The sequence below is a fragment of the Streptomyces sp. NBC_00239 genome (assembly GCF_036194065.1).
Lineage (GTDB): Bacteria > Actinomycetota > Actinomycetes > Streptomycetales > Streptomycetaceae > Streptomyces.
In genome coordinates, this window is sequence record NZ_CP108095.1 from 7850972 (window position 1) to 7864506 (window position 13535).

Sequence of the window (13535 nt, forward strand, 5' to 3'; positions counted from 1 at the left end):
GCTCGTGAGCCGCGCCGTGCCCGAACCGGGACTCCGGTCATAAGTCCTGTTTATGAGGTCATAAAGGCAACCGGGGTGCCAGCTTAGGGTCGCCTTAGTTTAGGGTTCTCTTGATCGTGTCGTGATGTGACGTTCGAAGGGAATTGCCATGCCTCGCCCCCTGCGCGTAGCAATCGTCGGTGCCGGTCCCGCTGGGATCTACGCCGCGGACGCGCTGCTCAAATCCGAGGCAGCCGCCGACCCCGGCGTGTCCATCGACCTCTTCGAACGGATGCCGGCCCCCTTCGGGCTGATCCGCTACGGCGTCGCCCCGGACCACCCGCGCATCAAGGGCATCATCACCGCCCTGCACCAAGTGCTCGACAAGCCGCAGGTGCGCCTCTTCGGGAACGTCGACTACCCGACGGACATCACGCTCGACGACCTGCACTCCTTCTACGACGCCGTGATCTTCTCGACCGGTGCCACCGCCGACCGCAGCCTGGACGTCCCCGGAGTGGAGCTCGACGGCTCCTACGGCGCGGCCGACTTCGTCTCCTGGTACGACGGCCACCCGGACGTGCCGCGCACCTGGCCGCTCGACGCGGAGAAGGTCGCGGTGCTCGGCGTCGGCAACGTCGCCCTCGACGTCGCGCGCATCCTGGCCAAGACGGCCGACGAACTGCTGACCACCGAGATCCCGCCGAACGTCTACGACGGCCTCAAGGTCAACAAGGCCGTGGAAGTGCACGTCTTCGGCCGTCGCGGCCCGGCGCAGGCCAAGTTCAGCCCGATGGAACTGCGCGAGCTCGACCACTCGCCGAGCATCGAAGTCATCGTCAACCCCGAGGACATCGACTACGACGAGGGCTCGATCGCGACCCGCCGCTCCAACAAGCAGGCCGACATGGTCGCCAAGACCCTGGAGAACTGGGCGATCCGCGACATCGGCGACCGCCCGCACAAACTGTTCCTGCACTTCTTCGAATCGCCCGCCGAGATACTCGGCGAGGACGGCAAGGTCGTCGGCCTGCGGACCGAGCGCACCGAACTCGACGGCACCGGCAACGTCCGCGGCACCGGCGAGTTCACCACCTGGGACGTCGGGTCGGTGTACCGCGCGGTGGGCTACCTCTCGGACGAACTCCCCAAGCTGCCCTGGGACGTCGCCTCGGGGACCGTCCCGGACGAGGGCGGCCGCGTGCTCGCCGCCGGGCAGCACCTGCCGTCGACGTATGTCACCGGCTGGATCCGCCGCGGCCCGATCGGCCTGATCGGACACACCAAGGGCGACGCCAACGAGACCGTCGCGAACCTGCTCGCCGACCACGCCGGGGGCCGCCTGACGGTCCCGGCCCAGCCCGCCCCCGACGCAGTCGACGCGTTCCTCGCCGGGCGGGGCGTGCGCTACACCACGTGGGAGGGCTGGTACCGCCTCGACGCGGCCGAGAAGGCGCTGGGCGAACCGCAGGGCCGCGAGCGCGTGAAGATCGTGGAGCGCGAGGGCATGCTCGACGCCAGCGGCGCCTGACCTGACCCCAACCCCGACCCCGACCCGCATCCCCGAGGCCTCTCGGGGGTGCGGGGGCGACGGCGTGGGAGCGTTCCCATGGTCTTGACATGGGCACGGCGGTGGCGGTTCACTCGGCCCACGTTCAGGTCTGGACCAGTACTCGAATCGAGGACTCCATGCCCGCCACGCCCCCTTCCGCGCGCCGACGCCCGTTACGCCTGGCCGCCCTCGCCGCGGCCGCCCTCACCGCGGTCCTCGGCTGGGGGCCGGCGGCCGCCGCGCCGCCGCCCGCCGGAACCCCGGTCGCCGCCGCCGCTGCCGCCGTCACCTTCGAGGACACCTTCGACGGTCCGGCGGGGTCCGCCGTGAACCCCGGCAAGTGGCAGATCGAGACCGGGGACAACGTCAACAACCACGAACGCCAGTGGTACACGCCCGGCGCCGCCAACGCCGCCCTCGACGGGCGGGGCAACCTGGTGATCACCGCCCGGCGCGAGAACCCCGGCAACCACCAATGCTGGTACGGCCGTTGCGAGTACACCTCGGCCCGGCTGAACACCTCCGGCCGGTTCACCCAGGCGTACGGACACGTCGAGGCGCGGATGAAGGTGCCGCGCGGGCAGGGCATGTGGCCGGCGTTCTGGATGCTCGGGCACGACCTGGGCCAGGTGGGCTGGCCGAACAGCGGCGAGATCGACGTCATGGAGAACGTCGGCTACGAACCCTCCACCGTCCACGGGACCCTCCACGGCCCCGGGTACTCGGGCGGCGGCGGCATCGGCGCCGCCTACACCCTCTCCGGTGGGCGCGCCTTCGCCGACGACTTCCACACCTTCGCCGTCGACTGGGCGCCGGGCTCGATCACCTGGTCCGTGGACGGACAGGTCTACCAGCGCCGCACCCCCGCCGACCTCGGCGGCCGGCAGTGGGTCTTCGACAAGCCGTTCTTCCTGATCCTGAACCTCGCGGTGGGCGGCGACTGGCCGGGTCTGCCGGACGGTTCGACCCCCTTCCCGAGCCAGTTGGTCGTCGACCACGTCCGCGTCACGACCTCGGGCGGCGGGGGCGCCGGCGGCACGTTCGTCGGCCTCGCCGGCAAGTGCCTGGACGTGGCCGGGTCCCAGACCGCCAACGGCACCCAGGTCCAGCTCTACACGTGCAACGGCACCGCGGCCCAGCGGTGGACCCTGCCGGGCGACGGCACGGTACGGGCCCTGGGCAAATGCCTCGACGTGAGCAGCGGATCGACGGAGCCGGGCGCCAGGATCCAGCTGTGGGACTGCAACGGCACCGGCGCGCAGCGCTTCGACTACAACGCGGCCACCCGGGACCTGGTGAACGTCCAGGCCGACAAATGCGTCGACGTCCGCGACCAGGTCTCGGCGGACGGCACCCCGGTCCTGCAGTGGTGGTGCACGGGCAACCCGAACCAGAAGTGGACCCTGACGAGCTGACCCGCGCGAGAAACCGGAGGTCAGCGGTCCGGGGCCCGCCGAAGCGGCGCCCGGAGGGCCGTGCGAGGCTGCGGCCCATGACTGTGGAACCGAGTGATTTCGTCAAGCGGCTGCCGATCGGCGAGCAGATACCCCTGCCGGCCGACGGGATCCCGTTCTGGGAGGTGTTCCCCTACGACGGGGACGTCCGGATCAAGGTGCTGGACGAACCCGTGCTGCCCGAACCGCCGCGCGAAGGCGACAACGGCACCGACTGCCACGGCTGTTCGCCGGGGGAGGGCCGGCTGCTGTGGAGCGACGAGCACTGGCAGGTGCACGGCTTCCCGCAGCCCGAGGGGCTGCCCGCCCTGGTGATGCTGCTGTCCAAGGAGCACTTCGACCTGCACGAGATGCCGTCGGAGCGGGCCGTGGAACTCGGTGCGATGATCCAGCGCGCGGAGCGGGCGGTGCTGTCCTTGGGCGGCATCGCCCGCGTGCACGTCAACCGGTACGGCGACGGCAGCTCGCACCTGCACTTCTGGCTGATGGCCCGGCCCGAGGGCATGCTGCAGATGCGCGGCACCTGCCTGCCGCTGTGGGGCGACGTGCTGCCCAAGCCGCCGCTGGAGGAATGGCGCGAGACGAACCGGCGCATCGCCCACGCGATGGCGGCCGATGGCGGCACGGCCCACGTGTAGAGACCGCTGCGGGCGGCGCTCGGCCGGAGACCGGCGCGGGCGCCGCTCGGCGCGGCGGCGGGTTCGCGGCGAGCCGGTGCCGTGCGATCTGCTCGCGGGTGGCGACCCACGCGCGCCCCGCCGCGCGACGTGCTTCAGGAAGCCGTCGAGTCAGTACGTGTGACCCACGTACGCCAGCGCCTGCTTCAGCAGCACACCGTGGCCGCCGGGCATTTCGCTCTGCACGGCCTGCAGGGCCGCCTCCTCCGGACTGAACCAGACCAGGTCGAGGGCGTCCTGCCGGGGCCGGCAGTCGCCGCTCACGGGCACGATGTAGGCGAGGGACACGGCGTGCTGGCGCGGGTCGTGGTACGAGGTGACACCCGCGGTGGGGAAGTACTCGGCGACGGTGAAGGGTTGCAGCGAGGCGGGCACGCGGGGGAGCGCGACCGGCCCGAGGTCCTTTTCCAGGTGCCGCAGCAGCGCGTCACGGACCCGCTCGTGGTACAGGACGCGGCCGGAGACCAGGGTCCGGCTGACCGTGCCGTCCGGCCCGATGCGCAGCAGCAGTCCGATGCTGACGACTTGGCCGCTGTCATCCACGCGTACGGGTACGGCCTCCACGTACAGGATCGGCATCTGGGCCCGGGCTGTCTCCAACTCGTCCGTGGTCAGCCAGCCGGGCGTGGTCTTGGTCGTGTCAGACATTGCGTGATCATACTTTCCGGACAGGGCGCGGCGCAGGATATGCGGGGTGCGGAACGGCACGCCGAGATCGACGGTGTCCGCCGGGCCGTGGCCGACTCATGCGGACCGCCGGTCCGGTTTCGCCGGCCCGCGGGTTGCCGGAGCATGAGGGGGCGCCTCCGGGGTAGGCGAGGGTTCCGGGACACTCCAGGGAGGCGCTATGTCGGATGCCGGCGAAGCCGGACGGGACGAGACCGTGCAGGAACGGGCGGACCGGCAGTGGCAGGAACTCATCCAGGAGATCCGCGTCGCCCAGACCGGCGTCCAGATCCTCTTCGGCTTCCTGCTCACGGTCGTCTTCACGCCCGTCTTCCGGGGGCTCGAACAGACCGACAAGACGATCTACGTCATCACCGTGGTGCTGGGTTCCCTCGCGACGGGCGCGCTCATCGGACCGGTCGCCTTCCACCGCATCGTCTCCGGCCGCCGGATCAAACCCGAGGCGGTGGCCTGGGCCGCGCGCCTGACCTTCATCGGCCTCATCCTCCTGCTCGCCACCTGCACCGCGGCCCTCCTCCTCGTACTGCGGGTCGCCACCGACAACGCGATCGTCCCGTGGCTCGTGGGCGGCGTACTGGCCTGGTACCTGCTCTGCTGGTTCGCGCTGCCCCTCTGGGCCCGAATCCGCTACACCGCCGAAGACTGACCCTCCGGCCGCGATCCCTTCCCCGTCTTACGGTGATCACCGTCTTGCCCGGCAGCTGCCGGGACTCGATCGCCGCCCGCGCCGGCGCGGCGCGCTCCTCGCCGCCGTACTGGTGCTCGCCAAGCTCCGCGACGACGAGGGCCTCTTCCACTCGCCGCTGGCCGCGACCCTCGCCCTGTGGCTGTCCCTGCACACCCTCGGCCCCTGACCGGCCCGCCGCCTTGAGGTGCCCCCCGTGGCGCCTCCGCCGGTCACTTCCGCCAGAACAGGTGGTGCGTCACCCCGCTCGAACTGGGCACGACGTCCAGGTGGAACCGGTCGCGCAGCTCGTCGGGTGACTCCCAGAGCCGTGCGCCGGATCCGAGGCGCACCTTCGAGACCGACACGTGCAGGGTGTCGACGAGGTCGGCGTCGAGGAACTCCCGGACGGTGGCGGCCCCGCCGCCGAGCCGTACGTCCTTGCCGTCCGCGGCTTCCCGCGCCTGCTCCAGGACGGCGGCCGGGTCGCCGTCGACGAAGTGGAACGTGGTGTCGGAGAGCGTGAACGACGGGCGCGGGTGGTGGGTCATGACGAACACCGGGGTGTGGAACGGGGGCTCGTCGCCCCACCAGCCGCGCCAGTCGAGGTCCTGCCACGGCCCGCGCTGGGGCCCGAACTTGTTGCGGCCCATGATCTCGGCGCCGATGTTCCGCGCGAAGTCCCGGACGAAGTAGTCGTCGAGCCCCCGGCTCCCGCCCGCGTCCGTACGGCCGGGCCAGCTCGCCGTGGCCAGGGCCCAGGAGAGCAGGTCCCCGGGGTCGGCATGACCGAACGGTCGCTCCAGGCTCTGCCCGTCCCCGGCCCCGAATCCGTCACTCGAGACACCGAAGTTCTGGACCCTCAACAGTTGCTTCACGTGCTTCCTCCCGCGTTGTCGACCACAGTGGGACTGCCGGAGCCGGCCGGACTCATCGCCGCGGCCCCGACCGGCCCATCGTCGGACGGGCGGCCCGCCATCGCTCGGCGCGCCACGCGGGAGCAGACCGGCCGTCATCCGGGGCCGCCCTGCCGCGTGGGGTGGGAGTGCCGCGGGCCACACTGGACGAGCGCGGACGGGCGACTCGGTAGTTTCGACGCGCGGCACGTGCGGCGCAGGGGAGCGCAGCGCGGTCGCCGGGCGTTGGATCGTCGAAAGAGTGATCTCGTTGTACGTGACGCACAGTCCGAGGGATGAGGAGGAAGAGCGATGAGCGCGGCCGGTGAGGGACGGCAGTGGCCCGACGAGGTCAGTGTCGACAACGCGAGGATGACGCTGGTGCAGCTCCTCGCGCGGGCGGGGGTCTCTTCCGATGATGCGCGGCAACTGATCGGGCTGGTCGAGGCGGGGGCGCTCGCGCTGGCGCACGGGGAGCTGAGCGGCGGCAGCCGGAGCGCCCCGGGCGACAAGGGCGCGGCGTACGAGTCGGGTTGGCTCGACGGTGCCGGGGGCCTGCTGGAGGAGCTCGCCGTGGTCGCCGAGCGGTCCCTGGTACGGGTGGTGGGCGCGGACGAGGGGCGTTCGCGGGCCGGGCGGATGGAAGTGGAGCGGACGCGGGTGGCGCTCACCCCGGTGTACCTGTCGTTCACCGCGGCCTCGGAACTCGATCCGGAAGTGACCGAGGAGGTGCTCGCCGCCGTCCTCGCCACGATGAGCGCGCGGCAGCGAGCCGGGTACGCCGGGCGCCTGACCGAGTTCGCCTCGGCCCACCGGACCCGGCTGGAACGGCTCTTCGCGGCGTTCGGACCGGACAGCGCCATCGCGATCCACGGCCGCTATTCGCTCCTCCACTCCCTCACGTGCACCGCCGTGCTGGAGCGGCTCGTCAACGCGCCGCGGGAGCTGCGGGAGGAGTGGGACGCCGCGGAGCTGCCGCCGGCGTGGCTGGACGGGCTGACCACCGCCTGGGACACCGCCGCCTGACAGCCGCGCCCCGGCCCCGCCCACGGGTGCCCGCGGCCGCCGGGATCCGAGATCGGGCGAAGGCGGGGGCGGGGCGCCGGGCGAGGCGGGCTGGGAAAAGCGGTGTTCGATGCGTCGGTTTCCTTCGATTCTGGGGGCGGAAGTGGGCCGGGACACACCCCTGAAAGGGGTACGGGCGGTCACTCGGGGTGAGATCGGGGGCCTGTGGCGGTGAGGCGGCCCACAGGACCCACGTCACATACGAGCCGCGGTAGTAGCCCCCCGGCCCGCCGCCGGACCCCCCTTCACGCCGGTGCCGACCTGCGCGGATGCGGCCTCGGCCGGCGGGGGGCCGTTGGGCGGCGGCTGCGATCGGGGCTAGTACCGGGCGTCGTTGCCAGGCCGCCGGCGGCCTGGCTAACTGGTTGATGTCGCCAGCCGGCCCGGGTGCAACACCCGCCGCGGACGAACCCCTCTCCTTTGCGTGAGTGGCTCACGCATGTCTTCGGCATGCGGCGACCGCCCTTGTTCCCGATGGAAGGCTTTCCGTGTCCCACGCCGTCATCCGCCGTATCGCCGCTTCCAAGAAGGCCCTCGCGGGCACCGTCGTCGCTCTCGGCGCCGCCGGTTCCCTGCTTGCCGCCGTTCCGGCGCAGGCGGCTCCCATGGACGCCAAGGCGATCGCGCACCGGATGATCCCGGACGCGGCCCAGTTCCAGGCCTTCAGCAACATCGTGTCCCACGAGAGCGGCTGGAACCACACCGCCACCAACTCCGCCTCCGGCGCGTACGGCCTGGTCCAGGCCCTCCCGGCCTCCAAGATGGCCTCCGCCGGCTCGGACTGGAAGACCAACCCCGCCACCCAGATCAAGTGGGGCCTGGACTACATGAACGACCGCTACGGCAGCCCCGTCGGCGCCTGGAACTTCTGGCAGCAGAACCACTGGTACTAAACCACCAGCGGCAGCAGTCACCACACGAAAACGCCCGGCCGGGGCTTCCCCGGCCGGGCGTTTTCGCGTACCCGGCCGGTGCCCCGGCCCGGCCCGGGTCCGGCTGCCTCGACGGTGTCCGTGTCCGTGTCCGTGCCCGTCACCCGGCCGCCGGCCCAAGCCGCGGCTCGGGCTCGACCTCGATGTGTACGCGGTCCAGGGCCGCCTCCGCGCGGCGGACGGCCTCGTCGGAGTCGGCGCCGAGCGCGGTGACGGCGACCGGCCGCCAGGCGTGGTGCCGCCGCCGCTCGACCCGCTCGCCGACCGCGGCACGGACCGTCACGTCGACCACGCCTTCCACCGCGCGCGCCTCATCGATCCCCGAGATCCGCGTCACGCGGCCCGTCGCGGGGGCGAAGGCGAAGCGCAGCGCGGCAGCCCTCGGCGCGTCCTCGAAGGGCTTGATCTCGTCCAGGACCCGCTCGCCGAGGGCCTGCCGTACGACGAGGTCGACGAACGGCAGATCGGTGGCCAGCTCGACGAGGCGGGCGATGCCGTCGCCGCCGACCCGGGTGTGCGTCTCGACCGTGCGCGGCCCGCGCTCGGTGAGGATGACCTCGGTGTGCGACGGGCCGTCGGTGATCCCGAGCGCGTCGAGCACGCGCTGCACGTGCGCGAACACGTGCGGTGCGAAGGCCGGGCCGAGGGGAGCGGGGACCACGTGCCCCAGTTCCACGAAGCTCGCCGGATCGATGGTCTTGCCCGTGATCGCGACCAACCGGTGCCGTCCCGCCTCGGACACGCACTCGACGCTGATCTCGGGTCCGCGCAGCCGCTCCTCGGCCACCAGCGGCAGGCCGGGCTCGCTCAACGCAGGCCAGTGGGCGACGGCCGCCTCCTCCGAGACGATCTCGGTGACGTGCAGGCTGCCCTGGCCTTCGAGCGGCTTGACGATGACCGGGTACCCCACCCGTGCGCCGAAGCCGCGCAGCGCGTCGAGGCCGGTCACAGGGGCCGACGCGATGTCCTCCACTCCGCACTCGCGCAGCCGCTCGCGCATCCGCGCCTTGTCGCGGGACAACAGCACGGGCTGTGCGTCGAGGAACGGCAGCCCCAGGTGCGCCGCGACCACGGACGCGACGAGCTGCTCCTCGTCGTGCAGGCAGACCACGGCTTCGACGGGGTCCGCCGCGTGCACCGCGGCGACCAGGGCCGCGACGGTCTCCGGCCGCTCCTCGTCGTCCACGACCAGCAGCCGGGCGTGCCCGGCCCGCAGGTCGGCGGTGTCCGCGCGGGAGCGGCGCTCGACGAGGGTGACCCGGGCCCGGGCGAGGACCGCGGCGTGCATGGGGCGGGGGCCACCGATCAGGGCGACGTGCGTCATGTCAGCCTCCTGGGCCGTGCGAAGAGGGGCGTAGACGTGGGTTGGCCAGGAATCCGGCCGCGATGACGGGCGCCAGCGCCAGTGACAGCCACCAGACGAACGCCGGCGCGGCCCCGTACAGGCCGAGCCCCACCACCGGGGCGAGGATGAAGGCCACCGAGAAGGTGGCGAAGTAGGCGGACATGTGGCCCGCGCCGTGCGGTGCTGCCAGGGACGCGGCGGCGGCCATCGACGTCGGCATGATCAGGATCTCTCCCACGGTCCAGGCGACGACCAGGGGCGCCAGGGCGAGCGGGCCGCCGGCCAGCGGGGTGAGGCCGAAGCCGACGCCCACGAGCAGCGCGCCCGCGGCGAGGATCCGGCGCGCGTCCACGGCCTCGGTCCGGTGGGTGATCCACACCTCGAAGACGACGAGGATCACCGAGCTGCCGCCCAGCAGCAGGCCGAAGGAGGCCTCGTCGATCCCGTGGTGGTCGAGCAGGTACAGCGGGTAGGCGCTGGAGACCTGCATGAAGATCAGGAGGGTGAGGCCGAGGCAGCCGAGGAAGGCGAGGTAGCCCGCGTCCCGCCACCACCGCCCGCCGTCCCCGTCCTCAGCCGGCGTCCCGGACGCCTCCCCGGAGGGATCCCCGGCCCCCGGCGCCTCCTCGCCCGTACGCCCCCGACGCCGCGGGTCGAACACCAGCACCACACCGACCGCGGCGACGACGCACGTGAGGCCGTCGACGGCGAACAGCCAGGCGTATCCGACGCCGGCGAGCAGCCCGCCGAGAGCCGGTCCGGCGGTCATCCCGAGGTTGACCGCCAGGCGGTTCAGGGCGAACGCACGGCGCCGCACCTCCGGCGGCGCGCAGGCGCTCAGCGCGGCGGCATTGGCCGGGCGGAAGCTCTCCGTCAGCGCCCCGAGGACGGCCACCCACACCACGACGGCGGCCGGCTCGCGCAGGGCGGACAGGACGAGGAAGCCGAGCGCCGTGCCGGCCAGGGAGCCCGCCTGGACCCGGAAGGCGTCGGCCCGCCGCAGGGCCCAGCCGCCCGCGAAGCTTCCCGCGACGGCGCCCGCCCCGTAGGCCGCGAGGACCGCGCCGACCGTCCCCGCGCCCATCCCCAGCTCGCGGGTCAGGTACAGGGACAGGAAGGGGACCACCATGGTGCCGGCCCGGTTCACGAACATCACCAGGGCCAGCAGCCACACCTCGGGGCGCAGCCCCCGGTAGGCGTCCGCATAGCCGTCGATCAGTGCCCGCCCGCCCCGTGGCGGGGCCTGCGCACTCATGGTGCCTTCCTGGTCGCGACGAGCAGCGTGTGGTCGAGGTGGCGCACGTCCGAGCGCTCGACCTCGGCGAAGCCGGCCTCGCGCAGCCAGTGCTCGTGCTGCCGGGCCGGGTAGGCCATCCCCTGACCCGAGGCGACGGTGAGGAAGTAGATGGACGACTTGGCCGCCTGCAGCCCGCCGGCCTCGTCGTCGTCGCAGGTCAGGGTCCAGATGAAGAGCTTGCCGCCGGGCGGCAGCTGCGCGAAGGCCTTGTCGTAGAGCCGCATGATGCGCTCCTCGTCGAAGATCTCCACGAGGTGCGACATGAGGATGGCGTCACCCTTCGGCCAGGGGTCCTCGAACATGTCCGCCGGGTGGCAGTCGATGCGCTGCTCCATCCCGGCCGCCGCGATCCGCTCCTCGGCGATCCCGCAGACCGACGGCAGGTCGACCAGGGACACCGACAGGCCGGGGTGGCGCCCGCACAGCCGCAGCGCGTTGGTGGCGTCGCCGCCGCCGACGTCGACGAGGGTGCCCACCTCGTCGAGCTGGGGGACGTCGAGCATGCGCGGCGACAGCCGGGTGTACGCCCCCATGGCCTCCTGGAACAGCGACTCCAGCGCGGGGCGCTCGGCCAGCCGCGCGTACAGGGTGTCGCCGGAGCCCGGGAACTCGTCGAGGCCGGCGGCGCGGCCCTCGCGGACCGCCGCGGTGAAGTGGGTCGACCCCTGCTGCTGGATCTTCTGGTTGTAGACGGCGAAGGAGGCCATCGACTGCGGGGCGTCGGTCACCAGGAACCGGGCCGCCAGCTCGCTGTTGCGGTACCCGTCGCCGTCGCGTTCCACGACGTCCAGCGCCGAGCAGGCCAGCAGCAGCACGCGGGTGCCGTGCGCGTCGAGGGACAGCTCCTTGGCGAGCACTTCGCCGGTGCTCCCCGGGTACTTGTCCAGTGCGTCGAACAGGCCGACCTCGCACGCCGTCGCCAGGGTCTGGGTGAAGACCCAGCCGTTCATGAGGGTGCAGAGGCGGTTCCACTGGTCTGCCGAGATGGGCTGCTGCTGCATGGCGTTACCTCACAGGGAAGGGAGGGACAGGGCTTCGAGCAGGGTGTTGTTCGCGTGGCGGGTGCCGATCGTGATCCGGCACGTGTCCGCGACGACGTGCGAGGTGTCGGCGACGAGGATCCCCGCGTCGCGGAGCAGGTCCAGGACGTGGTCGTGCTTGTACAGGCGCACCAGGAGGAAGTTCGTCTCCGACGGGAACACCCGGTCCACCAGGGGGTGTTCGGCCAGCGCCGCGGCCATCCGGGCGCGCTCGGCGCGGATCCGGGGGAGTGCGGCCAGCACCTGCCGGGGGCTGGTCAGCCGGGCGCGTACGGCGTTCTGGGCCGGGGCGGTGAACCCGAAGGGCACCTGCACCCGCCGCAGGGCCTCGATGATGCCGGGAGCGGCCAGCACCACCCCGCAGCGCGCCCCGGCGAGGCCCCACGCCTTCGAGAGCGTACGGAGCACCACCAGGTTGTCGTACCGCGCGAGCAGGTCGGCGTACGAGGGGCCCTCGCTGAACTCGACGTACGCCTCGTCGACCACGACCAGGCCGCGGCTTTCGCCGACGACCTCCAGGACCTGTTCGCGGTCCAGCCTGGTGCCCACGGGATTGCTCGGATCGCACAGGAAGGTCACCCGTGCGTCGGCCGCCAGGATCCGCTCGGTGTCGAGTTCCGACAGGTCGTCGCCGCGCAGCGGCGCCTCGACGACCGGCAGGCGCAGCAGGCGCGCCCAGTGGTCGTACGCCTCGAAGGTGGGCGGTGTGACGCACACGCGGTGGCCGGGCGCGGTCAGTGCCATCAGGAGCAGCGCCACGCCGTCGACCGCGCCGCTGGTGAACAGGACGTGGTCCGCGGTCAGTTCGCCCGCGCCGCCGTCGCCCGGCAGCTTCGAGAGCGCGTCCAGGTAGGCCGTGGCGAGGTCGGCCGTGTCGAGGTCGGGGTACTGGCCCTCGGCGCCCAGCAGCGCGTTGGTGTTGCTGGACAGGTCCACCGTGTCGAACCGGGGCCGGTGGCGGCCCCGGACCGGCCCGGGTACGGGAGCCGCGGCGACCGGCGGCGTCGCGAAGACCGACAGCCGCGGCTCCTCGTCCCCTTCGGCCCCGGGGAGTACGAGGCCGGGGGCGCGGACCCAGTGGTCGAGGGGGTACACCAGGTCGGCGCCCAGCCGGCGCTTGGCGTCGGCGCCGCCCCGGCCCAGGTGTACCCAGTCCAGGCCGTCGCGCCGGGCGTCGAGGTAGAGCCCGTAGAAAGTCGCCACGTACACGTTGCGCAGCGCGGCCGGGTGGCCGTGGCGGATCGCCTGCGTGAGGTAGTAGACGCCCCGGCCGTTGTGGGACCTCATCAGCAGCCCGGCCTGCACGGTGACGTCCATGTGGCGGCGCACGAGCAGCTCGGCGCGCCCGGCGAGCGGGCCGGCGGCCAGCGCGTCCAGGGCCTCGGCGTCGTACGGGTTGTAGCTGCCGCCGTGGCGCTCGGCGTGGTCCCGGTGCAGTTCCAGGAACGCCTCGCGCGCCCAGGGCTTGTCGCCGAGTCCGGTCAGGGGGATGCGCTCCCAGCTGACCTCGCGGCCGAGCGCGTGGTGGCGGCGGCGCAGGTCACGCAGCCGGCGGGCGCCGATACGGGTGCGCAGCGCCTCGTCCACGTCCCCGGTCAGCCGGACGACGGACTCGTCGCCGGCGGGTACGGGGACGAATCCGGCCGCCCGCAGCGCACGCGTGTCGTCGACGCGGCGCACGTGCGGTACGACGATCTGCTCGGCGCCGAGCGCGTGCGCGCGGCGGACCAGCGCGTCGAGCACGTCGTGCCCCGGGGCGGGGCTCGTCGGGTTGTACAGGGCCCCGCCGCCGATCAGGGTCGGGCGCTCGACCACCTCGGGGTCCAGGGCGGCGAACGCCCCGGAGAGGTGGTCGAGCCGGGCCAGGGAGCACACGGGGGCGCCGGAGCCGAGCGCCGCGCACAGCACCTGCTCCAGGGCGTCGATGTCGGAGGCTCTGCGCACCGG

The 13535-nt window shown here is 72.7% G+C and carries 12 protein-coding genes; 6 read left to right on the top strand and 6 right to left on the bottom strand.

From position 1 onward, the window contains the following. The first annotated feature begins 148 nt into the window (after positions 1-148). The 3 genes from OG764_RS34730 to OG764_RS34740 all read left to right on the top strand — a co-directional run bounded on the left by OG764_RS34730 (position 149) and on the right by OG764_RS34740 (position 3623). Positions 149-1510: an FAD-dependent oxidoreductase gene (locus tag OG764_RS34730; RefSeq protein ID WP_328972314.1), complete on the top strand. Its 1362-nt coding sequence runs from the start codon at positions 149-151 to the stop codon at positions 1508-1510. 158 nt (positions 1511-1668) lie between these two features. After that, positions 1669-2946, top strand: coding sequence for a ricin-type beta-trefoil lectin domain protein (locus OG764_RS34735; RefSeq protein ID WP_328972315.1), 1278 nt, complete (start codon positions 1669-1671; stop codon positions 2944-2946). Positions 2947-3023: 77 nt separating this feature from the next. Further along, positions 3024-3623, top strand: coding sequence for a hypothetical protein (locus tag OG764_RS34740; RefSeq protein WP_328972316.1), 600 nt, complete (start codon positions 3024-3026; stop codon positions 3621-3623). Between the two features lie 150 nt (positions 3624-3773). Here the strand turns inward: OG764_RS34740 and OG764_RS34745 are convergent, their stop codons facing one another. Then, positions 3774-4310 carry an NUDIX hydrolase family protein gene (locus OG764_RS34745; protein ID WP_328972317.1) on the bottom strand — a complete coding sequence of 179 codons (537 nt, stop codon included), beginning with the start codon at positions 4308-4310 and terminating at the stop codon, positions 3774-3776. Between the two features lie 199 nt (positions 4311-4509). On the opposite strand from OG764_RS34745, the gene OG764_RS34750 reads away from it, so the two are divergent. Then, a complete protein-coding gene (locus OG764_RS34750) occupies positions 4510-4995 on the top strand; it encodes a DUF6328 family protein (RefSeq protein WP_328972318.1) in 486 nt (161 codons plus the stop codon). A 251-nt stretch (positions 4996-5246) separates the two neighbouring features. Here the strand turns inward: OG764_RS34750 and OG764_RS34755 are convergent, their stop codons facing one another. Then, positions 5247-5891 carry a dihydrofolate reductase family protein gene (locus OG764_RS34755; RefSeq protein WP_328972319.1) on the bottom strand — a complete coding sequence of 215 codons (645 nt, stop codon included), beginning with the start codon at positions 5889-5891 and terminating at the stop codon, positions 5247-5249. Between the two features lie 330 nt (positions 5892-6221). Between OG764_RS34755 and OG764_RS34760 the strand changes: the two genes are divergently transcribed. After that, positions 6222-6935: a hypothetical protein gene (locus OG764_RS34760; protein ID WP_328972320.1), complete on the top strand. Its 714-nt coding sequence runs from the start codon at positions 6222-6224 to the stop codon at positions 6933-6935. A 527-nt stretch (positions 6936-7462) separates the two neighbouring features. Then, complete coding sequence (locus OG764_RS34765; RefSeq protein ID WP_328966664.1) at positions 7463-7867, top strand: transglycosylase SLT domain-containing protein; 405 nt, start codon at positions 7463-7465, stop codon at positions 7865-7867. A gap of 139 nt (positions 7868-8006) precedes the next feature. Here OG764_RS34765 and OG764_RS34770 read toward each other — a convergent pair whose 3' ends face one another. The 4 genes from OG764_RS34770 to OG764_RS34785 are packed head-to-tail and all read right to left on the bottom strand — an operon-like array spanning position 8007 to position 13532. After that, positions 8007-9230, bottom strand: coding sequence for an ATP-grasp domain-containing protein (locus OG764_RS34770; protein ID WP_328972321.1), 1224 nt, complete (start codon positions 9228-9230; stop codon positions 8007-8009). 1 nt (position 9231) lies between these two features. After that, the gene (locus tag OG764_RS34775; protein ID WP_328972322.1) at positions 9232-10506 is read right to left on the bottom strand and encodes an MFS transporter; all 1275 of its coding nucleotides are present in this window, start codon (positions 10504-10506) and stop codon (positions 9232-9234) included. After that, complete coding sequence (locus OG764_RS34780; protein WP_328972323.1) at positions 10503-11549, bottom strand: methyltransferase; 1047 nt, start codon at positions 11547-11549, stop codon at positions 10503-10505. Before OG764_RS34780 ends, OG764_RS34775 begins: the two co-directional genes overlap by 4 nt. 9 nt (positions 11550-11558) lie before the next feature. Beyond that, a complete protein-coding gene (locus tag OG764_RS34785) occupies positions 11559-13532 on the bottom strand; it encodes an aminotransferase class I/II-fold pyridoxal phosphate-dependent enzyme (protein ID WP_328972324.1) in 1974 nt (657 codons plus the stop codon). Positions 13533-13535: the final 3 nt, after the last annotated feature.